General features: G+C 51.3%; 21 protein-coding genes and 1 pseudogene. 13 read left to right on the forward strand and 9 right to left on the reverse strand.

Annotated elements, in window-relative coordinates; translation table 11 throughout:
- Positions 1 to 144: 144 nt before the first annotated feature.
- Positions 145 to 1,314: a cupin domain-containing protein gene (locus ACT3RR_RS03625; RefSeq protein WP_396132543.1), complete on the forward strand. Its 1,170-nt coding sequence runs from the start codon at positions 145 to 147 to the stop codon at positions 1,312 to 1,314.
- A gap of 58 nt (positions 1,315 to 1,372) precedes the next feature.
- On the opposite strand, the gene ACT3RR_RS03630 is transcribed toward ACT3RR_RS03625, so the two are convergent.
- The gene (locus ACT3RR_RS03630; RefSeq protein WP_496199756.1) at positions 1,373 to 2,293 is read right to left on the reverse strand and encodes a LysR family transcriptional regulator; all 921 of its coding nucleotides are present in this window, start codon (positions 2,291 to 2,293) and stop codon (positions 1,373 to 1,375) included.
- 124 nt (positions 2,294 to 2,417) lie between these two features.
- Here ACT3RR_RS03630 and ACT3RR_RS03635 point away from each other — a divergent pair, with 124 nt between their 5' ends.
- A complete protein-coding gene (locus ACT3RR_RS03635; protein WP_496199757.1) occupies positions 2,418 to 3,347 on the forward strand; it encodes an alpha/beta hydrolase in 930 nt (309 codons plus the stop codon).
- 36 nt (positions 3,348 to 3,383) lie between these two features.
- Here ACT3RR_RS03635 and ACT3RR_RS03640 read toward each other — a convergent pair whose 3' ends face one another.
- Entirely contained in the window at positions 3,384 to 4,088 is a 705-nt protein-coding gene (locus ACT3RR_RS03640; protein ID WP_496199827.1) for a DUF2461 domain-containing protein, read from the reverse strand.
- A 221-nt stretch (positions 4,089 to 4,309) separates the two neighbouring features.
- On the opposite strand from ACT3RR_RS03640, the gene ACT3RR_RS03645 reads away from it, so the two are divergent.
- The gene (locus ACT3RR_RS03645; protein ID WP_496199758.1) at positions 4,310 to 5,227 is read left to right on the forward strand and encodes a DMT family transporter; all 918 of its coding nucleotides are present in this window, start codon (positions 4,310 to 4,312) and stop codon (positions 5,225 to 5,227) included.
- Between the two features lie 58 nt (positions 5,228 to 5,285).
- Here ACT3RR_RS03645 and ACT3RR_RS03650 read toward each other — a convergent pair whose 3' ends face one another.
- Positions 5,286 to 5,669 (reverse strand): tautomerase family protein, encoded by a 384-nt coding sequence (locus ACT3RR_RS03650; protein WP_353501744.1) that lies wholly within the window; start codon positions 5,667 to 5,669, stop codon positions 5,286 to 5,288.
- Between the two features lie 175 nt (positions 5,670 to 5,844).
- Here ACT3RR_RS03650 and ACT3RR_RS03655 point away from each other — a divergent pair, with 175 nt between their 5' ends.
- The gene (locus ACT3RR_RS03655) at positions 5,845 to 6,426 is read left to right on the forward strand and encodes a TetR/AcrR family transcriptional regulator (protein WP_185687976.1); all 582 of its coding nucleotides are present in this window, start codon (positions 5,845 to 5,847) and stop codon (positions 6,424 to 6,426) included.
- Positions 6,427 to 6,492: 66 nt separating this feature from the next.
- Here the strand turns inward: ACT3RR_RS03655 and ACT3RR_RS03660 are convergent, their stop codons facing one another.
- Entirely contained in the window at positions 6,493 to 6,576 is an 84-nt protein-coding gene (locus ACT3RR_RS03660; RefSeq protein WP_496199828.1) for an ash family protein, read from the reverse strand.
- A gap of 308 nt (positions 6,577 to 6,884) precedes the next feature.
- On the opposite strand from ACT3RR_RS03660, the gene ACT3RR_RS03665 reads away from it, so the two are divergent.
- Positions 6,885 to 7,784 (forward strand): DHH family phosphoesterase, encoded by a 900-nt coding sequence (locus ACT3RR_RS03665; protein WP_496199759.1) that lies wholly within the window; start codon positions 6,885 to 6,887, stop codon positions 7,782 to 7,784.
- Here ACT3RR_RS03665 and ACT3RR_RS03670 read toward each other — a convergent pair.
- Positions 7,781 to 8,647, reverse strand: a complete 867-nt coding sequence (locus tag ACT3RR_RS03670; RefSeq protein WP_496199760.1) for an aldo/keto reductase family oxidoreductase — start codon at positions 8,645 to 8,647, stop codon at positions 7,781 to 7,783. The genes ACT3RR_RS03665 and ACT3RR_RS03670 overlap by 4 nt on opposite strands.
- Positions 8,648 to 8,722: 75 nt before the next feature.
- Between ACT3RR_RS03670 and ACT3RR_RS03675 the strand changes: the two genes are divergently transcribed.
- Positions 8,723 to 9,358: a TetR/AcrR family transcriptional regulator gene (locus ACT3RR_RS03675; protein WP_278877511.1), complete on the forward strand. Its 636-nt coding sequence runs from the start codon at positions 8,723 to 8,725 to the stop codon at positions 9,356 to 9,358.
- On the opposite strand, the gene ACT3RR_RS03680 is transcribed toward ACT3RR_RS03675, so the two are convergent.
- On the reverse strand, positions 9,350 to 10,294 hold the full coding sequence (locus ACT3RR_RS03680; protein ID WP_496199761.1) for a LysR family transcriptional regulator: 945 nt from the start codon (positions 10,292 to 10,294) through the stop codon (positions 9,350 to 9,352). The two genes, ACT3RR_RS03675 and ACT3RR_RS03680, sit on opposite strands and share 9 nt — an antisense overlap.
- A gap of 128 nt (positions 10,295 to 10,422) precedes the next feature.
- Here ACT3RR_RS03680 and ACT3RR_RS03685 point away from each other — a divergent pair, with 128 nt between their 5' ends.
- The 3 genes from ACT3RR_RS03685 (at position 10,423) to ACT3RR_RS03695 (ending at position 13,062) form a co-directional block, all read left to right on the forward strand.
- The gene (locus ACT3RR_RS03685) at positions 10,423 to 11,169 is read left to right on the forward strand and encodes an SDR family oxidoreductase (protein WP_496199762.1); all 747 of its coding nucleotides are present in this window, start codon (positions 10,423 to 10,425) and stop codon (positions 11,167 to 11,169) included.
- 153 nt (positions 11,170 to 11,322) lie between these two features.
- A complete protein-coding gene (locus tag ACT3RR_RS03690) occupies positions 11,323 to 12,318 on the forward strand; it encodes an aldo/keto reductase (RefSeq protein WP_353501750.1) in 996 nt (331 codons plus the stop codon).
- Positions 12,319 to 12,501: 183 nt separating this feature from the next.
- The gene (locus tag ACT3RR_RS03695; protein WP_353501751.1) at positions 12,502 to 13,062 is read left to right on the forward strand and encodes a hypothetical protein; all 561 of its coding nucleotides are present in this window, start codon (positions 12,502 to 12,504) and stop codon (positions 13,060 to 13,062) included.
- A gap of 380 nt (positions 13,063 to 13,442) precedes the next feature.
- Here ACT3RR_RS03695 and ACT3RR_RS03700 read toward each other — a convergent pair whose 3' ends face one another.
- Positions 13,443 to 14,258, reverse strand: coding sequence for a hypothetical protein (locus ACT3RR_RS03700; RefSeq protein ID WP_496199763.1), 816 nt, complete (start codon positions 14,256 to 14,258; stop codon positions 13,443 to 13,445).
- Positions 14,259 to 14,570: 312 nt separating this feature from the next.
- Here ACT3RR_RS03700 and ACT3RR_RS03705 point away from each other — a divergent pair.
- A protein-coding gene (locus ACT3RR_RS03705) for an IS1 family transposase (RefSeq protein WP_496199764.1) occupies positions 14,571 to 15,268 on the forward strand; the annotation gives its coding sequence in 2 pieces (ribosomal slippage) (positions 14,571 to 14,820 and positions 14,820 to 15,268; 699 coding nt in all).
- Positions 15,269 to 15,278: 10 nt separating this feature from the next.
- Here the strand turns inward: ACT3RR_RS03705 and ACT3RR_RS03710 are convergent.
- Positions 15,279 to 16,151 carry a restriction endonuclease gene (locus ACT3RR_RS03710; protein WP_496199765.1) on the reverse strand — a complete coding sequence of 291 codons (873 nt, stop codon included), beginning with the start codon at positions 16,149 to 16,151 and terminating at the stop codon, positions 15,279 to 15,281.
- A 253-nt stretch (positions 16,152 to 16,404) separates the two neighbouring features.
- On the opposite strand from ACT3RR_RS03710, the gene ACT3RR_RS03715 reads away from it, so the two are divergent.
- The 3 genes and pseudogenes from ACT3RR_RS03715 to ACT3RR_RS03725 all read left to right on the forward strand — a co-directional run bounded on the left by ACT3RR_RS03715 (position 16,405) and on the right by ACT3RR_RS03725 (position 18,654).
- A complete protein-coding gene (locus tag ACT3RR_RS03715; RefSeq protein ID WP_496199766.1) occupies positions 16,405 to 17,007 on the forward strand; it encodes a site-specific integrase in 603 nt (200 codons plus the stop codon).
- Between the two features lie 175 nt (positions 17,008 to 17,182).
- Positions 17,183 to 17,647, forward strand: coding sequence for a hypothetical protein (locus tag ACT3RR_RS03720; protein WP_496199767.1), 465 nt, complete (start codon positions 17,183 to 17,185; stop codon positions 17,645 to 17,647).
- 701 nt (positions 17,648 to 18,348) lie between these two features.
- Positions 18,349 to 18,654 (forward strand): annotated as a pseudogene (locus ACT3RR_RS03725) (DUF1294 domain-containing protein).
- Here the strand turns inward: ACT3RR_RS03725 and ACT3RR_RS03730 are convergent.
- Positions 18,558 to 19,502 (reverse strand): GIY-YIG nuclease family protein, encoded by a 945-nt coding sequence (locus ACT3RR_RS03730; RefSeq protein ID WP_496199768.1) that lies wholly within the window; start codon positions 19,500 to 19,502, stop codon positions 18,558 to 18,560. The pseudogene ACT3RR_RS03725 and the gene ACT3RR_RS03730 sit on opposite strands and share 97 nt — an antisense overlap.
- Between the last annotated feature and the right edge of the window lie 257 nt (positions 19,503 to 19,759).

The raw sequence follows: 19,759 nt of genomic DNA on the forward strand, positions 1-19,759 counted from the left end.
AAACTGACAGTTATTATTTGATCGCTATTTATCAACGGTTTAGCGTTGTAACTTTTTAGTCATAAAACAACAAAATGTAATAAACAAAATACCAATAAATAATTAAATTCTGTTTATGCTTTGTATTCTTTAAGGAGAATATAAATGCTTACACGTCGTGATATGTTGAAGATGTCTGCCGCTGGCGCGGCGACAGTCAGCTTGGCCAGTGCCATGATGAATACTGCCTCTGCGGATGAAAACCGTAATATCGTTCCGCCAACCTCTTTTGTACCGAAAAAAGATGCCAAAGGACTTTATAAATATAAATTTTCCGACAGTGAAAAACGCTCTCTGCCCGGCGGCTGGGCGCGGGAAGCGACGGTAAAACAATTCCCTATTTCCGAAGGTATTGCCGGGGTGGATATGACCCTCGAAGCAGGCGCAGTGCGTGAATTACACTGGCACGCCATTGCCGCTGAATGGGCGTATATGATCTCCGGCAAAGCGCGGATCACTATTATTGACCCGGAAGGCACGTCAGAAGTGGCTGACTTCGGCGAAGGCGATGTATGGTATTTCCCGAAAGGCTACGGCCATTCCATTCAGGCATTGGAAGGCGGCGCGCACTTTATTCTGACTTTCGATAATGGCCATTTCTCCGAATTCGGTACTTTCAGTATTACCGACTGGATTGCCCACATGCCGAAAGAAGTCTTGGCGAAAAGCACTAACATGCCGTCGTCTATTTTCTCTAAAGCCAAGCAGGGCGAGGCCTATATTGTCGCTGGCCGCGTACCGCCGGCACTGCCACTGCCGCACGACAACGGCGGCAGAGATGACTCCAAGCTGAAGCACCACTACCCGTTGTTGAGTGAGCCACCGTTCTTTGAAAGTGAGGACGGCAGCGTTCACATCGTCTCTTCCAAAGAATTCCCAGTTTCGACCACCATGACCGGCGTGATTGAAATCATGAAGCCGGGCGCGGTGCGCGAACTGCACTGGCACCCGAACGCCAACGAGTGGCAATACTACATTTCAGGCAAGGGCCGCATGACCGTCTTCGGCTCACACGGTCACGCGCAAACCGAAGAGTTTGTCGCCACCGACGTCGGCTATGTGCCACAGGGCTTTGGTCACTATATCGAGAACACCGGTGACGAAGACCTGAAAGTGCTGGTGGTGCTGGATAACGGCATCTATCAGGATATTTCACTGTCCGACTGGCTGGCGAAAACCCCGTCTTACGTGCTGGCGCAGAACTTCGATACCACCGAAGAAGAGTGGAATTCTCGCCCGGCGGAGAAGTTGGTTATCTCCAAAGGCGCGAAATAACCTGCCTGACTTGCCATACCAAACTGCCGCTCCGTGCGGCAGTTTTCTTATACACAGTTTATGAACTCGGAAGATGCCAAGGCACGCCGTCGGCCCAGCGTTCCACCAGTAAATCAATAAATCCGCGAATGCGCGGCGAGAGGTGCTGTTTGCTCGGGTAAAGCAGGCGGATAGGCTCCGGCTCCATGTTGAAGGCCGTCAGCAGCGGCACCAGTCGGCCCGCTTTAATATCTTCAGCAGTCAGATAAGTCGGCAGATTAATAATGCCGAATCCCGCCAGCGCCGACTCGCGCATCGCCTTCGAGCTATCAATATTCAACCTTCCGGGGCAGTCAAAACTGTAAATTCCCTCTGACGTTTTAAACTTCCAGTCGCGGCGACGCATCACGCCCGACAGAAACAGATTGTCGTGGTTGAACAGGTCTTCCGGGCGCTGTGGAATGCCTTTGCGTTGCAGGTACTCCGGCGAGGCGCAGGTCACCACCTGCAGCCAGCCGATGGTGCGCGACAGCAGCCGCGAGTCGTCGCGCTCATCGCCAATGCGAATGGCAATGTCGTAACCTTCCTCAATGATATCGACATAGCGGTCGGAGAAGGAGACATCAGCCTGCAGCTCGGGCCACTGGCGCAGGTATTCGCCGACCAACGGCAAAATGTGGCGCTGACCAAACGACAGCGATGAGGTGAGCTTCAACCTGCCGGTCGGCACCACCCGGCGCAGCGCCATGGTGCTGTCCACTTCCTCCAGATCTTCTAAAATCTGCCGGCAGCGCTCATACATAATCCGGCCTTCGTCGGTTAGGCTCAGGCTACGCGTGGTGCGATTCAACAGCCGCACGCCGAGCCGGGTTTCTAAACGCACGATACTCTTGCCAACGGCCGAACGGGTCAGCCCCAGAGTGACCGCCGCGCGGGTATAACTTCCTGCTCTGACCGCGGCCACAAAGGCGGCGATATCATTGATACTGTTCAGCTCCACGCCATTCTCCCAGCCGCAGTTTGTGGCTAATTGCTTCCCTAAGTGGGGAAACACATTCCCCAATGTTTTCTATAGCATTCCTTTCTGTCGTGAATCAACGCTAATCACATTAAGAGGAAAGATCATGCTGAATCAAAAAACGCAGGCCGCGCTGGCGGAAAGTAACCAGATTTTATCGGCGCTGGGGCCAGTGCTTAGGGGCGACAACTCGGCGTCGGATATCCATCAGGTGCGCGCGGCTTATAATGCTATGCAGGCCAAACAGCCGCACCCCGAGGATGTCAGCCTGACGCCGGTAAATATGGGCGGCGTGCCGGGCTTGCTCGTCACGCCGGACGAACTGAAAACCGACGCGGTGGTGATGTATATCCACGGCGGCGGATATCTGGTCGGTTCCCCAGAAGGCTATGTGGGAATTGGTGGCAACTATGCCAAGCTGGTGGGGGCGAGGGTTTATCTGCCGGACTATCGGCTGGCGCCTGAACACCCATTCCCTGCGCCGATTGATGACGTGCTCCGCGCCTATGAATGGCTGCTAGAGCAGGGCATTGAGGGGGAAAGCATCGTGCTGGCCGGGGAGTCAGCGGGCGGCGCGATGGTGGTCAGCGTGATGGTGGCAGCGCGCAACAAGGGGCTGCCATTGCCCGCCGGGGGCGTGGCCATCTCCCCGTGGGCCAACCTTGAGCATACCGGCGCGTCAATGTTCAACCGCGATGGCTATGACCCAGCCTGTAGCCGTGAAAGCCTGAACCTGCTGGCCCGCAGCTTCTTAGGAGACGCTTTGCCAAACCATCCGATGGCGTCGCCGGTTTTTGCCGACGTCACCGAGTTACCGCCGATCATGATTCAGATTGGTGAAAACGAAGTGATGCTCAGTGACGCCATGCGTCTGGCGACGCACCTTGGCGACCATCGGGTGCGCGTCACGCTGGAGGTGTGGCCCGGCATGTTCCACGCCTGGCATTTTTACGCCACCATTTTGCCGGAAGCGATGCAGGCGATGACCAACTCCGCGCGCTTTATTGAGCAAGTGTTGCAAGACGCCGCGCACTAAATCGCCCGCCTAACCAGTCAGCTTCGCTGGCTGGTTTTACTCATCAAACTGCATCTGATTCTTCTTCATACCTTCAATCTTCATCAACATGTCGTACAGCGGCGCCAGCTTGTGGAAGTCCTGACTGAGCTGACTCGCCAGCTTGCCGGAGAACAGCGGCTCCATATCCAGATGATGGCTGATCAGCGCGAAGGACTTTTTATTGTACCAAGTGGCGATTTCGGCTGGCTGATCCTTCACTAGCGGGCGCTTGTAGCTGTCACCTTCCACCGTGAAATGCGACGGAATGCGGCGCGCCAGCTTGAGGAACTCCTCGGGTTTTTGATTCAACTGCTGGCGGAACAGGTCCATGGTGACGCGCGTCGCGCTGTAGTAGCCCAGCCCGTAACGCCACCAGTCTGGCCCCAGTTCGAAGAAGTAAGTCGGGGCGTCGGTCCAGTTTTTGCGCGAACGCTTAAACGACAGCCACATATTACTGCGGTAAATCGACTTATCGTTGGAGAAGCGCGTGTCGCGGTGCATTCTCGACAGGGTTTTACCAATGGACGGACGCACCTCGAACAGTTCGTCAATCACCAGCATGTCTTGGCTCAGGTCAGACACCAGATGGCGAAACGGGCTGAGCAGGTTCTCCTGATAAACCTCGCGATGCTCTTCGAACCACTCTTTATTGTTGTTCTGGCTGAGTTGCAGCAGGAAGGTCAAACCCTGCTGATTAAAACCGGAAAACGCGCCCATGATCGTCCCTCGTGGTTAACTGTCGCCGCCTGTGGGTTTACACAGGCTGTTCATGCACACAGTATTGCCGAAGATGGCGGCGGATTAAAGCAGCAATCAAAAGTGTCTCCCTATTAATTGTGCAAAGTGTGTCTATATTTGTGTCGCGCGGCGTGGAAAATGGTGGCCGGAGCATTTCAATCACCTTTTAAAATTTTAATAAAAATCAGCGGGGCAGTCTGGGAATGGGTAGTCAAACGGCAGGGGGAGAGCATCGCGGCGGGGCCGAGGGCGCAGAGGGAAAACGCGCAACGCAGGGTTGGATTAACGGTTTCTTGGGCATGGTGATTTTTAGCGGATCGCTGCCCGCCACGCGGGTGGCGGTGCTGGAGTTCGATCCGCTGTTTTTAACCGCCGTGCGCGCCTTAATCGCTGGGCTGTTAGGGGCCGCCATGCTGCTGATGACGGCGCAAAAGCGCCCGCAGAAGCAAGACATTATTCCATTGATTCTGGTGGCACTCGGCGTGGTGATTGGCTTCCCGCTGCTCACCGCGCTCGCCTTGCAACACACCACCTCGGCGCACTCGCTGGTGTATATCGGCCTGCTGCCTCTGGCGACCGCCTGCTTTGGCGTGTTGCGCGGCGGCGAGCGTCCGCGCCCGGCATTTTGGGCTTTTTCAGTGTTGGGAAGCCTGCTGGTGGCGGCTTTCGCCCTCAGCCAAGGCTCGGGCAGTTCGTGGCTGGGTGACCTGTTTATGCTGGCCGCCGTGGTGTTGTGTGGGCTGGGCTATGCCGAAGGTGCTGTCCTGACGCGCAAGCTGGGCGGCTGGCAAGTGATCTGCTGGGCGCTGGTGATTTCTCTGCCGGTAGCTTTGGCGCTGGCGTGGTACGCCGCACCCGCAAGCTGGCCGGTCGCCAGCCCGCAGGCGTGGGCTTCCCTCGGCTATGTATCGATTTTCAGCATGCTGATTGGCTTTATCTTCTGGTATCGCGGCCTGTCGATGGGCGGGATCGCCGCCGTCGGCCAGCTCCAGCTGCTCCAGCCTTTCTTCGGGCTAGCGCTGGCAGGGTGGTTGCTGCAAGAGACCATCCAACCCTCAATGATCGCCGTCATGGCCGGGGTTCTGGCCTGCGTGTTTGGCGCGAAGCGCTTCTCACGTTAAGCCTTTCACACGCCATGACACAGCTGTCGTCATGGCGTTTTCACTATTTCTTCCTCTGTTACTCGGCGTACTGTGCGATGCCGTTGCCGAACGACCAGTTCTCTTTCTTCACTTCAACCAGACTGATAAACACATCGCCTTTCGGGATGCTTAACTGCTGCGCAAGCTGGTCGGCAATGGTCTTATACAGCCCCTTTTTCTGATCGACAGTTCGGCCTTCATTGAGGGTGATTTGAATGATCACCGTCTGGTCCGTGCGCTGAATGCCAAGATATTCCGGGTCATAGACGAAGTGATCCCGCGCGTGCTCGTTCAAGATTTGGAAGTTGTCCTTGTCCGGCACATTAATGGCGGTGCGCATCGCCTGATAGATTATCTTGCCAATTTTCCCGATATAGCTGCTATCGGCGTTTTTGATGATATCAACGCGTACGATCGGCATGGTCAGTCTCCAGTTTTATAGGGAAGAGTTAAGTGCTCTACTGCTTAAAAAATAAATTACGACTATAATTTATTTTTGGCAAGGGATATTTAATCCGCCATCAGCCGTAGAGCAATGGCCTAAATTGTAATATGATACATATCATCTATTGCCAAGTTTAGCAGGAGTCTGTCCTATGCCACGGGTATCTAAAGCCGAAACCGAGCGCAACCGCGCCCTGATCGAGGAAGTCTCCTCAAAGCTGTTTCGCGAGCAGGGGCTGAAAGTCAGCGTTGCCGACGTGATGTCCGCCGCCGGGCTGACCCACGGCGGCTTTTACGGCCATTTCAAATCCAAAGATGAGCTGATCGCCATTGCCTGTGCCAACGCTTTCGACACGGCGGTACACAACTGGCAAGAAGAAGCGGCGTCCGGCGAGACGTTAGCCGAAAAACAAAAAGCGCTGGTGGAGCACTATCTCTCATCTTCCAATATCAAGAACATGGGCGACGGCTGCCCGCTGGCTTCGCTGGCGAGCGACGTGGCGCGGGAAGATGAAGATAAGCCGGTGCGCGAGGCGTTTCATCAGGGCACTGAGAAGCTAGTGGAGATCTTTGCCGCCGGGGAGAGCAACCACGCGAAGGCGCTGGCGGCGGTATCGACCATGGTCGGCGCGCTGATCCTGGCCCGTGCTAACAGCGGCTACTCGGTGGCGGATGATTTTATCTCGGTGGCGAAAGCGCAGCTGTTGGCGGAGATTAAAAACGCCGAGTCCTAGAATTTAGCTTCCACCTAAGCTGCGAAACTTTTTGGTGGTAGCCCAGACAGGGTTCGCAGTACCGGCCTACAAGGATACCGGCCAACCCGAAGGTTGCCCTGCCTGAGCCACCATAGTTATTGTCGCAACATGGCGTGTTGCGAGAACAATAGGCGAACAAAAGCATTAACACTCAGTGTTATACCACTAAGTGATCCTCATAAGTTAACCGGGCTGCGAAACCCGACTGCGGATTTTGCCGCAACGGGGCAACTATAGTTAAGTCAGAAGCCTTAACCAAGCGGCTAAATTCTATTCTGCGGCATGCTTTCTAAGAAAATTGTCTATATTGCAAAGGGTTACATTGAGCGGATGAATGATTAGGGCGGCGAGCCTCTACCCGTGGGGGATTATTGCCTGCGCCAGCTCAGGGTCTGCTACTCTTTCGCCATTGCCTCCGCACACTCAAAGGACGATTTATGATTTCGGTTTTTGGTCATCTCAATCCCGACAGCGATACGATTTGCAGCGCCCTGGTGACGGCGGACTGGCTCAACGCCTTGGGGAAACCCGCGCAGGCTTTTCGCCTTGGCGAGCTAACACCGGAAACCCTCTATATCCTGAAGCAGGCGAATAGGGCTGCGCCGTCGCTGTTAGTCGATGATTTAACAGACAAACCCGTGTGGCTGGTGGACTTTACCGAGTTCGAGCAGGGGCCAGTGTCGCTGCCCGCCAGCAACATTCTTGGCATTATTGATCACCATCGCCTTGGCACGGTAATGACCAAGAACCCGCCAGATATCTGGGTTCGCGCGGTGGGCTGCTGTGGCACCATCATCTGGCAGATTATGACTCGAGAGTGTGAAATGGCCGTGAGCTCGAGCCAGGCGACGCTACTGTTGGGGGCGATTTTGAGTGATACCGTGGGGCTGACGTCGCCAACCACCACGGCGCAGGATAAGCAGGCGGTGAAAGCCCTGCTGGCAATTAACGGGTTGAATTATCAGGATTTCCTCGACGGCTTGCTGGCGGCGAAAACCGATATCAGCGGCAAAACGGCTGCGGAATTACTGCAAAAAGACGCCAAAAATTACACCATCAACGGCGTGTCACTGCTGTTGGCGCAAATTGAAGTGAGCGCCTTCGCCGCCGTGACGCCGCTCGTGCCGCAGCTGCTCGAAGAGATAGAGCGCGAGCGGCAGGCCAGGGGATTGGACATCGTGGTACTGATCCTGACCGATATTTCCCTGCGCAACTCGACGCTCTACTTCTCTCACAACGCCATTTTGCCGCAGGGCGCGTGCTCGCTGCCGGGAGCAATTAGCCGCAAAAAAGAGATCCTGCCTTATATCACTGACTTACTGACTAAGGCCCATTAGCCCGCCAGCTGGTTCAGTTTATCCATCGCATCCTGCGGAATATCCAGCTCGGCGGCGGCGAGGTTGTGCTGCAAATGGCTCACCGACGAGGTGCCGGGGATCAGCAGAATGTTTGGCGAACGGCGCAACAGCCACGCCAGCGCCACTTGGATGGTTGAGGCATTCAGCTCATCCGCCACCTGCTGCAAACCCGCTGACTGCAAGGGGTTGAAGCCGCCGAGCGGGAAGAAGGGCACGTAGGCGATGCCTTGCTCTGCCAGCTGGTCAATCAGCGCGTCGTCCTTGCGATAAGCCAAATTGTACATATTCTGTACACAGACAATCGGCGCGATACTGCGCGCTTCGGCGACCTGTTTCGCGGTGACATTACTCACCCCAATGTGGCGTATCAGCCCCTGATGCTGCAGCTCGGCCAGCGCGTTAAGCTGTTCTTCTATCGATCCTTCCGTCGGTTTATGGGTATCAAACATGATGCGCAGGTTAACCACGTCGAGCACGTCCAGTTGCAGATTGCGTAAATTATCATGCACCGCCGAGGTCAACTCCTGCGCCGAATAGGCCTTCAGCCATGAGCCGTCATTGCCACGCTTCGCGCCCACTTTAGTGACAATCGTCAGGTCATTGGAATAAGGATGCAGCGCCTCGCGCACCAGCTGATTGGTGATGTGCGGGCCATAAAAATCACTGGTATCAAGGTGATTTACCCCAGATGCCACCGCCTCGCGCAGCACGGCCAGCGCCGCCTGTTTATCTTTTGGTGGGCCGAACACGCCCGGACCGGCGAGCTGCATGGTGCCGTAGCCCAGACGTTTTACACTGCGCGTGCCGAGGGTGAATGTGCCGCTGTTATCGATGCTCGTCATAGTTGTCTTCTTGCTTTCGCTGAGTAGGGGAAGTACAAGTATATGAATCATCCTTCAGGTTTAGAATTCGCATTTATGAACACACCTCCTAAGACGCTCAAGCCCCGTAAATCGCCAGTACAGGCCCGATCGGCGGCCACCGTTGCGGCTTTACACACGGCAACCATTCAGGTTTTAACTCAAGAGGGTTTAGCGCGCTGCAACACCACGCGGGTTGCCGAGCGCGCGGGCATCTCGGTGGGCAGCGTCTACCAGTATTACCCCAACCGTGATGCGCTTTTGGCGACGGTGTTGGCTCATCATCTGGAGAGGGTGGCGACGGCGGTTGAAGAGGTGTGCGCCGCCTGTCAGGGGCAGCCGGTGGATGTCATGGCGGCAAGGCTGGTGAAGGAGTTTTTGGCGGCAAAACTGCACGACACCGAGGAATCAAAGGCGCTGTATCGCGTGGCGGCCGAGCGCGACGGCGCGCGCGTGGTGGCTATTGTGCATCGGCGGATGTCGGCGGCGGTTTCAACCATGCTGGTGAGTGCGCCCGACGCCCAGTTTAAAGACCCGGATGTCACGGCTGCCATTGCCCTCGGCGCGCTGGCAGGCCCGGTGCGCGCCTTGTTGGAGGGGCTTTCCTCTCCCGAGTTCGACCAGCATCTGCCCGAGCAGCTGACTTTGCTGCTACAGGGGTATTTTCGGCGCGGCGGGGGCGATTCAGCCTGACTTTTCCGCCAGCTCCTGAGGGCTGAGCACGTAGTCCGGCGCATCCAACAGCCTTTCAATAGTCAGGTCGATAAAGGCGCGAACCCTTGATGGCTGGGCCGCGCGGCTGCCGTAATAGACGTGAACACTCATATGGTCGGTGATGTGCTGGGTGAGCAGCGGCACCAGCCGTCCGGCGCGGATTGGCGCTGCCGCCGACAGGCCGGAGAGCAGGCCAATCACGTGGCCTGAGAGCACTGCCTGAGTCTCGAGCTGCGCGTCGTTGCTCGACAGCGCCGGGCGCACGTCAACTGAAGTCACTTCGCCATCCACTTTTAGCAGCCAAGGCAGCACGCGCCCCGAGCCGGGGTGGCGGAAGGTGCTGCAACGGTGCGCGGCCAATTGCTCGATATTCTGCGGCGCGCCGTGGCGGGCGAGATAAGCCGGAGAGGCGCAGACAATCAGCTGCATGGCGAACAGGCGGCGAACCGAGACACCGTCTTCCGGCGGCTGACCAATACGAAAGCCGACGTCGGTGCGATCTTCCACCCAACTGCCAATGCGATCGTCGAGTTTGATGTCCGGCTCGACGTCGGGATGGCGTCCGCAGAACTCATCAAGCAGCGGCCAAAGCACCGGCAAAAACGAATACTTTGGCGCGACGATGCGCAGCGGGCCCGCAATCGCGTCTTTCACATTACGCACCCGATCTCCGGCTCGCTCCAATGCCGCCAACGCGGGCTGGGCGGCGTCAAGAAACTGCTGGCCTTCGGTAGTCAGCGCCAGACTGCGGGTGGTGCGATGCAGCAGGCGCACACCGAGCCGCTGCTCAAGGCCCGCGAGCGCCTGACTCGCCGCCTGTGGGCTGACTCCCTGAGCCGCCGCGGCTCGGCGAATACTGCCCAGTTCAATGGCTTTGATAAAGGTGTCGATGGCGCGCAGGTCGCTAACAGGCATGGCTATTCCTCTCCTAATAGAATGTCGAGTATCAACCTCTACTTGTTACTGAGTCAATAACTGGCCTACTAGTGGCTTGCTACTCTTTTACCTACCATCGGCTCTGACATCATTTTTCGGAGCTTGCTATGAACAACAACATCAAAGACAAAGTCATTGTGATCACCGGCGCGAGCAGTGGTCTTGGGCTGGCCGCCGCACGCCGACTGGCACAGCAGGGGGCTTGTCTGGTACTGGGCGCGCGGCGTATCGAACGCCTGCAACAGCTGGCGGACGAGTTGAATGGCGAAGGGCATCGGGCGATTGCCGTTGAGGCTGACGTCACGCGTCTTGATGATGTAAAACGGCTGGTGGACAGCGCGGTGCAGGCCTTCGGGCGAGTTGACGTGATGGTTAACAATGCCGGGCTGATGCCCATTTCGGCACTGGAAAGGCTAAAAGTTGAAGACTGGGAGCGCACGATCGATGTGAACATCAAGGGCGTGCTTTATGGCATCGCGGCTGCGTTGCCGCACATGCAGCGCCAGATGTCCGGCCATTTTGTTAACGTGGCATCGGTTGCTGGGCACAAGATCATGCCCAACGGCACGGTCTATTCTGCCTCCAAATTTGCCGTGCGCGCCCTGTCGGAAGGGCTGCGGCAGGAGGTAAAACCTTGGAATATCCGCACCACTATTTTGTCGCCGGGGGCGGTGGACACTGAGCTTCCCGCTAGCATTACCGAGGCTGACGTCGCCAAGGGGATGCTGGGGTTCTACCAGTCTACGGCTATTTCGGCTGACTCATTCGCCCGCGCCATTATCTTCGCCATCGAGCAGCCCGAGGATATGGATGTGAATGAAATCGTCTTCCGGCCAACTCGCCAGCAGGCTTAACGCAGCCTCCCGTGTCGGCACTCTGCTTGCCGACACGTCTTCCTTCTTCATTGTTTTTCACGTATTTCAAAATAAATGTCATATAACATCTATTGTATAAATGCTAGGTGACATCTATTATAGCTGCGACTGAAACATACATTGGAGAAAATTATGAGTTTAAAAGACAAGATCATCGGCCGCCTTGGCTTCGGCACCGCCCCTCTGGGGAATATGTTCCGCGCGCTGTCTGACGAAGAGGCCGCAGAAACGGTGGAAGCCGCTTGGCAGCAGGGGATCCGCTTCTATGATACTGCGCCGCTGTATGGCGCTGGCCTGTCTGAAACCCGACTCGGCGAGGCGCTGGCGAAGTATAAGCGCAGTGAATACACCTTAAGTACCAAGGTCGGGCGACCCATTTCTGACGAGCTGCACGCTGCTCCTCGCGCCGGGGCTTTTGGGCTGGGTAACCAGAACAAGATGCTGACCGACTATTCGGCAGATGCCACCATGCGTTCTATCGAGGGGAGTCTGGAGCGGCTGAAAACCGACCGTCTTGACTTAGTATTTGTGCACGATGTGGCTCAGGACGCGCACGGCGACGAGTGGATCGAGCATTTCAATATCGCTCGCAAAGGAGCTTTTAAAGCACTTTCCCGGTTGAAAGAAGAGGGGGTTATCAAGGGTTGGGGGCTGGGCGTGAACCGCGTCGAGCCTTGCGAACTGCTGCTGGATCTCGATGACGTCCGCCCAGACGGCTTCCTGCTGGCGGGCCGCTATACGCTGCTCGATCACCAACAACCTCTGCAACGACTGCTGGCCAAGGCGAGAGCCAACAACGCCGAGTTTATCGCCGGAGGCCCTTACAGCTCGGGCGTGCTGGTGGGCGGCAAGCATTTTGAGTACAGCGAGGCGTCTCCGGAGATCCTCGAGAAGGTCAAAGTCATTCACGACATCGCCCGCCAGTACGGAGTAGATGTTAAAGCCGCGGCGCTGCAATTCCCGCTGGCCGAGCCGCTATTCGCTGCGGTGATCCCCGGCGCCAGCCGACCTTCGCGCCTTATCGAAGACAGCAAAGCAATGGCAGAAGTCATCCCTCAGGGCTTCTGGCAAGCTTTAAGAAATAAAGGCTTAATTGCTCCACAGGCCGAAACGCCGAATATTGGTTAATGCTGTTTACACAGCGGGGTGGGGACATCCCGCTGGATTAGGCTTTGTCTTTTATTAATTAAGGCCGTGGTGATTGGGCTGGTCAACACAATATGCAACATGGGCAGAAGCAACAACGGTGCTGTCGTGACATCAGCTTGTAAAGTAGTATGAGTTCTTCTCCTGTCCAACTCTGGATGCTCAATGACATTACAAGCGACCTATCATGAACAGCCAACGCCCGGTGATGAAACGGAAGGTGTTTCAATCATAGACGTCAATCCTTTTGGCACTAATGGAGAAAAGGATCGGCGACTACTAATCAGTAAGGACGCTGAGCCCATTCTTATTTTACAGTTGTATGTTCGTGCGGATGAAGATGGCTGGCTAATTTCCAGCGCCTTTTCTGAATTTCTCCTGAATGACTCTCACATAGCAATCATTTGTGGCGATCACTTTCATGTTATTGACATGACCACTCACTCGTTCAGAAGCCATTCACTAGGTGATTACGTTGCTCATATTTATTCAATTCCTGACGTCCATTCTGACAGGCTACATGATCGGGTTATGGTCACCACTTACTGTCACGTTTTTCTGATTGAAATTGCAGGGGGCATTCTCTGGAAATCCATTCAATGCGCCATTGATGGCGTGATCATTACATCAATAGAGAATGATACGGTGCTTGGCCTTGGAGAGTGGGATCCGCCAGGAGGATGGGAGCCGTTTAAGCTTGATCTCAAAACGGGTATCCCGATTTGAAGAAGGAATTTCCCTCACAGTAATTGCTAGAAAGGGATTTTGCTAACTTTTTATGTTATCTGCTGACGCGGCCTCGATCACATCAGCATTAGATCCTGCTTCATCCATAACTGTGCTACTCGTTAACCTGCCCGGGAGTTCTCTTTTAACCAATAGTAATAAGAATCGTGAACTTCCGCTCCTCGCTCAAAGCGGACATTTTGTCCCGTTAGCAATGTCTGCTTCATGCCAATAACAGATTGTTAATATACAGGTGTATTAATCAATCGGAGCAGGTTAGAAGCGCTGAAACTTTTATTTGTCAGACTGCTGCAGAATGGGCGTATTTTTGACAAAAAACCGACAGCATCAATACTGCCGGCTTCTTTGTCAGGATGAGCTTATTGCCGCGTCAATTCAAAAACGCTCTTATCACCATCAATCTCGATAGTCATAAGCATCTTATCATTGGGCAACAGACGGATTTGAGTTGGGGTTTGTGATTTGTGGAACGGGTGATCAAACAGCTCTGGCTTTTCGGAATAGGCATAGCTGTTAAAATTCAACTCGTCGCCGACCCAGTGCACATTATTAAACAGGTAATGCCAATTATTATCTGCCGCATTGAACAGTCTGAATTGACCCTGTTTATCCTTAATGATCTCTAACTGAGTAATCTTTTTCGACTGCCATTTGCCAACGAATTTCTGGAGACCATTATGTTCAGGGATCGATGAAGCCTCAATAAAATCGCCGGGCTTAAAGGCCGTCTTTTGACTTTTGTCCTCTGGTTTATACATCCCACACAAGGGCATGACTTGCGTCACTTTCAGATAGAAAAAAGTCAGGCTTTCATTCTCAAAATCAATAGGTTGTTTCAGCTTCATCACCCGCCCAATGATACCAAGAATCTTCAGTTGGGAGGCATGGTTTGACGATGTCAAACGAATAGTCTGGCTGCTTTTGTCAACCACATAGTGAGATTGCTCAACCCCCATTTTTACCTGTGGGTTTTCACAGTTAAATGAATGCAGCAGCACCTGATCATCGGCGCGGAACTCAACAACATTAGCGATACCGTTTTTTAATGGCAGCATCGCCCAGATTCCGATGAGAGCCTTTTTATCAACAGCAGGAGGTGAGGTAGGCTGAGCAGTTGGATGGGCACAGCTACTGAGTAGGGTCACAAGCAATACAACAATCATGTGTTTAAACATGGTACATCCTGTAAGGAAATAGCGAAAAAAGATGAATATAAACCAGTCTGCGTAAAGAGATAATAAATATAACAAAGTTTTCTTCAGCCCTGCTGACAGTAGCTTAGCCAAAATTTATTATGATTTTCATATCGTTTTAAATACTGCTTTAAACCTATGCTATGTACCTCAGGTCACTGGCTGCATGATCATTACTAATGTCCGCTATGTGCCAAAAACGGACCTTGACGCTATAAATTTATATACCTGATTTTTTCGGTAATGGTGCCAACTTACTGATTTAGTGTATGATGGTGTTTTTGAGGTGCTCCCGTGGCTTCCATCTCCATCAGTTGTCCCTCCTGCTCAGCTACTGAAGGCGTGGTGCGTAACGGTAAAAGTACTGCCGGACATCAGCGCTATCTCTGCTCTCACTGCCGTAAAACATGGCATCTGCAGTTCACTTACACCGCTTCTCAACCCGGTACACACCAGAAAATCATTGATATGGCCATGAATGGTGTTGGATGCCGGGCAACCGCCCGCATTATGGGCGTTGGCCTCAACACGATTTTACGTCACTTAAAAAACTCAGGCCGCAGTCGGTAACCTCGCGCATACAGCCGGGCAGTGACGTCATCGTCTGCGCGGAAATGGACGAACAGTGGGGCTATGTCGGGGCTAAATCGCGCCAGCGCTGGCTGTTTTACGCGTATGACAGGCTCCGGAAGACGGTTGTTGCGCACGTATTCGGTGAACGCACTATGGCGACGCTGGGGCGTCTTATGAGCCTGCTGTCACCCTTTGACGTGGTGATATGGATGACGGATGGCTGGCCGCTGTATGAATCCCGCCTGAAGGGAAAGCTGCACGTAATCAGCAAGCGTTACACTCAGCGCATTGAGCGACATAACCTGAATCTGAGACAACATCTGGCAAGGCTGGGACGGAAGTCACTGTCGTTCTCAAAATCGGTGGAGCTGCATGACAAAGTCATCGGGCATTATCTGAACATAAAACACTATCAGTAAGTTGGAGTCATTACCATTTTTTCTTGAAAATTAAACGGTACCCGGGCGCGGTATTTGGCTCCTTTGGTAAATCAACGCCTTCGTGAAAATTGCTGATCAAGTCTTTTCTCCGTATTTCATCGAACAAGAACTGATTTTTTGGCACGCCAGCAGCATAGCCAGGCCGAGCAATGACATATCTTGCGTTAAACGCATCACAGGTTAGGATAAAGCACGAAAGATGTCTCTGAGCCATTCCCCTAACCTGCCACTTAGTACCTAAGCGCTGGTCCTTTAGAAAACGCTGGGCATGAGCTCTGGAGAGGAATAAGAAAGCTGTCATGACTTCGTTCTTCGCGTCGATGTGTCCGAATGGTGAATATTCCTCAGTATCAAAAATAGTCCAGAAAGGCTGACCTATTGTGTCCTCATCAGGAATAACCACATTTATCAGTCTTCGAGAAAGAAGATTGCCAATGGAGGGCAGCTCTGAGTAATCCATGAGCGTAACGTTATTTTGTTTAGCAAACTCGCGCGCTCCTTTCTGAAAACCACCTGAGGATACGACAATGCCATGACTCAGGCAGCATTGGTGTATCTTGTTATGAAAGGCTAATACGCTATCTCGCTCTAGGGGCCGCGAGCGGTTCTTGCACTCTACAGCAACGCGATGACGTATTCCGGCCATCTCAAATTCGTAATAAACGTCTATCTGATAGCTGCTGCCTTCTCTACCTGAAATCTGCACGTTACGGGCTACCATGGCCTTATTACCTTGAATATCGAGCAGTTGCTGATAGACGCCCTGAACATGCGATTCCAGATTCTGCCATTTTTCCGGTGGTGGTGAGGTGGGAGACTTACTTAGCAAATCTACGAAGGCTTTCATGGAGGGGCGAGTCATGTTGATTCCTTAAGGGATTGTTAAGGATTTCAGATATAACCATAGATTGCACGCAGTGCCAAGGCGGAACCCCGGCCAAGGCTTGTCCTTACATATTCAGTCCCCCTTAAAACCTTGAGTCCTTTATGCGACTGTGACCTTCTCCCCGTTTAATAATACTAGTAATACTCAGGGCTATTCATTTACCAATGTCCGCTCTTCGCCCATAAGGGACAATCATACTTAAATCTCCCACATCGCAGGAGGTTTGAGCATGAAAACGTCACCGTGGAACAAAGACCGTATCATCGGACAAAAAAGGCCGCTTCAGATATCTCATATTTGGGGGATTAGAATCAGACTTGAACAGGAGGGCAAAATGCGCGATCTAGCCTTATTCAACATGGCTTTAGACAGTAAACCTCGGGGCTGTGACCTGGTAAAACTCAAAGTATCAGATGTTGCATATGGCAGTTCTGTTTCGAGCAGAGCAACGGTGTTACAACAAAAAACCGGTAGCCCCGTCCAATTTGAGATAACCAAAGGGATAAGAGAAGCAGTTGCAGCGCTAATAAAGCTTGGCAATTTACGCAGTAAAGACTACTTGTTCCGATCTCGGGTCGGTACTAACCAACACATATCAACCCGGCAATACAACCGTATTTTTCATGGATGGGTAGAAAAGCTTGGTCTCGAAGATTCGCTGTACAGCACACATTCCATGAGAAGAACAAAACCTTACCTGATATACAAGAAGACTAAGAATCTCCGGGTGATCCAACTTCTGTTGGGTCATAAGAAACTAGAAAGCACGGTGCGTTATCTGGGCATTGAAGTCGATGATGCGTTAGAGATCTCTGAGTCGATTGAAGTCTAAGGTTGTCAGGGCTGCAACAGCAGCCCTGTGGCAAGAGTTGACATCGTAAAAAGATAAACATATTGATAATTTGGCAACTATTCAGAATCACGAAAAGCACTTTAAAGATTGGCGCGGGGTATAAGTTGAGTTTACTGTTGATATCATGATTTCTGCTAGGTAATCGAGGAAGGCAATGGCACGTAGAGTTGAGCTGAGAGGCATAGCCAATGCTCTTAATGAGAGTTTTGTAAGCCGTAACAACGATTTCAAAGGGTTCTGGACTATTGGCCAGCTAAAGTCATTAGCTATTAATAACAACCTCAGCACTATGGTTTTTCCCCTTACTCCTCCTAAGAGTGACCCCCACTGTAATCTGAGACATTATGTTGTACTCCACTATGCAGCCATGCTCACATATCTGTTAAGAAAACAATTAATCCCTGATTTTTGGATAAGTAAAGCTAGCATTACGATCGATTTTAACGTTAATGCTGAACACGAACATTTGAATGAATGCTCAACATCAGGTGAGCCTTTTAAGTGCCATTGTCAGATAATTGATGACAATGGTCGCAGTTACTCTTCCGTCGTTTATGGTAGATGCCATGTTCACTCATCAGTGAAAGAATTAAAGTCAACACGAAAACTAGCTGTGTAAAAAAATCGGCTGAACTTCCGCTTTTCGCTCAAAGCGGACATTAATATAATTTGAATTAATTCAAACCCCGCAATGTTTTTCTACTTTGATATCAGTGCTGTTTTATTGCCCCAGCCGAGTTGCATGTTGAATTTCTCTGCGCGACTACTTTTATCGCAAGATCCCCCCAAGTGCTGTAAATAAAGGTTTAGCTGCTCTAAAAATCACATATATATGGGCTCGATTTTAATCGATCGCGTCATTATCCAAACTAAAAGTGATGCATTAGACCAATGTGCCCACTGCTCACCCGGGGGGATGGTGACATCTCGCTGCATTAAACCCCACCTCCTATTAATGAAAGTCGTTGTGATGACAGGAACTGGCCTGCCGTTGGAACTGAGTAAATTGGGCTATGTGCCATGAGCAGACACCGCTGATATGACTACTTATTATTCAAGGAGAAATTGGGTTCATGCTAACTATGAAATAGCCGAATTAATTAGTTCCTCTTTTCCGCTAATAACGATTTTGATGAAATACGATTGCTGGGCAGAATTATTATGGATGAGGAGAATTTTAATCTTTCATTTTTCACCCATTGATTGTAGGTCAATAACCTATTTACTTAGGATTCCGTTCCGGACTTTTGGCATCAGTTTCCCCCCAACTTCTACCTTGTGTAATGCAGCACCGCCTAAAAACTACTGTGTCAAAAAACTATGAATATCAATCGCTTTTGTTATTTGCTTCTGATCATCTCAGATATCGGAAGTATCTTTACCTCACATCCCGTTATCATTTGTTAGCTACTCACCAACGCACTGACGCTGGTAATTTATGGCGTGGATAAAATGGCGACGCGTGAGGCTTGGCGTAGAATGCCGGAATCCACTCTGCTGGTGTTTGGTGTCACGGGAGGATGGTCGAGTCACAGCCATCCGACGCTCTCTCGCCACTTATTATTAGTAATTTTATCATTTTCGCTTATTTTTTTAGAAATAGAGCGAGGTTCTCTTCCAAGGTAATCAGATATTTCTGTAGGGGACAGATCAAAATCTACTAGCATGACTCTTAGTTTTTCCATTTCTTTTAAAGTCCAAGGTCTACCATGGTTTTTATAAAGAGAAACTTTATGCTCCCTAATTTCTTGCTTTCTCAGAATTTCGTTTTCCCTCTGAGAAATTTCATTTTTAAATTGTGAACGAAACTCTTTTCTGAAGTTGCTATCAATTTCTTTAGTATATAGATTACTAAAAATAAGTTGGGATGCAGTGTCTAAATTAGGAGAGTCAATAATGAAACTCTTGATTTTTTCTAAATAGGGGTGTTCAATTTTACCCAAAATACTCAGGTGTTGAACATTAAAGAAACCTCTTAAGTCAAAAGCTTTAATAAGCTTTGATTGGATTACACTTTCAATTCTAGTTGCATTTGAATAACAGTAATTGGCCATTGGAAGGGCCCACACTACCAGTTGAGGGATATATTTTTCAAAAGCGATACTTTCCCATGTGCCATCAAAAATCTGTTTTTTTGCTAAAATATTCTTTGGTGTATCAAAATGAAGGGTAGTTGAACCCCATATTTCATTATTCTTTGCCAAGGATTGATAGTGTTTTATATGGTTTCGAATTTTGTAAGTTGACATAAGACGATATACGTCATCATTGTGACCTGCGTTATAAATTGTTCGATTTCCTCTACGGTAACCTTCATAATGTTCATTTATCCTTCTCCCTACATTACAACTTACTCCAACATAAACAACACGATTTAAAATCCCTTGATGAACGATAAGATAAACCCCACTACAGCCAGACTTTCTGGCATCTGATATAGAACCTAAAAATCTCCATTCCATTTTAAAATCCATCTTTGAGATAATGTTATTTATTTACCATTCTCCAATGAAAATATCAATGGTCTAAATTAAGGCATGATAAATTTTTTAGCCACGTACAAATTTATTCACTATTGTAAGTGATTCTACAGCGCAGTGGAGATGTTAATGCAGAGGTGGTGAATGTCGCTGGCAGGCAGGAAAGTAAATTGAATACCCCGGATTATCCCTCTACTACTCGGGGCATCGGCATGTCTCAAGGGGGCTAAAGGCATTGATAAATTGCATTC

It is taken from the genome of Ewingella sp. AOP8-B2-18 (assembly GCF_052376015.1).
In the GTDB taxonomy this organism is placed as follows: Bacteria; Pseudomonadota; Gammaproteobacteria; order Enterobacterales; family Enterobacteriaceae; genus Ewingella; species Ewingella allii.

Excerpts from the sequence above, each read along its gene's own strand:
- ACT3RR_RS03675 (WP_278877511.1), top strand. The coding sequence starts at position 8,723 with ATGAACACACCTCCTAAGACGCTCAAGCCCCGTAAATCGCCAGTACAG.
- ACT3RR_RS03680 (WP_496199761.1), bottom strand. The coding sequence starts at position 10,294 with ATGCCTGTTAGCGACCTGCGCGCCATCGACACCTTTATCAAAGCCATT.
- ACT3RR_RS03730 (WP_496199768.1), bottom strand. The coding sequence starts at position 19,502 with ATGGATTTTAAAATGGAATGGAGATTTTTAGGTTCTATATCAGATGCC.
- ACT3RR_RS03690 (WP_353501750.1), top strand. The coding sequence starts at position 11,323 with ATGAGTTTAAAAGACAAGATCATCGGCCGCCTTGGCTTCGGCACCGCC.
- ACT3RR_RS03700 (WP_496199763.1), bottom strand. The coding sequence starts at position 14,258 with ATGTTTAAACACATGATTGTTGTATTGCTTGTGACCCTACTCAGTAGC.
- ACT3RR_RS03655 (WP_185687976.1), top strand. The coding sequence starts at position 5,845 with ATGCCACGGGTATCTAAAGCCGAAACCGAGCGCAACCGCGCCCTGATC.
- ACT3RR_RS03650 (WP_353501744.1), bottom strand. The coding sequence starts at position 5,669 with ATGCCGATCGTACGCGTTGATATCATCAAAAACGCCGATAGCAGCTAT.
- ACT3RR_RS03695 (WP_353501751.1), top strand. The coding sequence starts at position 12,502 with ATGACATTACAAGCGACCTATCATGAACAGCCAACGCCCGGTGATGAA.
- ACT3RR_RS03645 (WP_496199758.1), top strand. The coding sequence starts at position 4,310 with ATGGGTAGTCAAACGGCAGGGGGAGAGCATCGCGGCGGGGCCGAGGGC.
- ACT3RR_RS03665 (WP_496199759.1), top strand. The coding sequence starts at position 6,885 with ATGATTTCGGTTTTTGGTCATCTCAATCCCGACAGCGATACGATTTGC.
- ACT3RR_RS03715 (WP_496199766.1), top strand. The coding sequence starts at position 16,405 with ATGAAAACGTCACCGTGGAACAAAGACCGTATCATCGGACAAAAAAGG.
- ACT3RR_RS03710 (WP_496199765.1), bottom strand. The coding sequence starts at position 16,151 with ATGACTCGCCCCTCCATGAAAGCCTTCGTAGATTTGCTAAGTAAGTCT.
- ACT3RR_RS03685 (WP_496199762.1), top strand. The coding sequence starts at position 10,423 with ATGAACAACAACATCAAAGACAAAGTCATTGTGATCACCGGCGCGAGC.
- ACT3RR_RS03625 (WP_396132543.1), top strand. The coding sequence starts at position 145 with ATGCTTACACGTCGTGATATGTTGAAGATGTCTGCCGCTGGCGCGGCG.
- ACT3RR_RS03720 (WP_496199767.1), top strand. The coding sequence starts at position 17,183 with ATGGCACGTAGAGTTGAGCTGAGAGGCATAGCCAATGCTCTTAATGAG.
- ACT3RR_RS03635 (WP_496199757.1), top strand. The coding sequence starts at position 2,418 with ATGCTGAATCAAAAAACGCAGGCCGCGCTGGCGGAAAGTAACCAGATT.
- ACT3RR_RS03670 (WP_496199760.1), bottom strand. The coding sequence starts at position 8,647 with ATGACGAGCATCGATAACAGCGGCACATTCACCCTCGGCACGCGCAGT.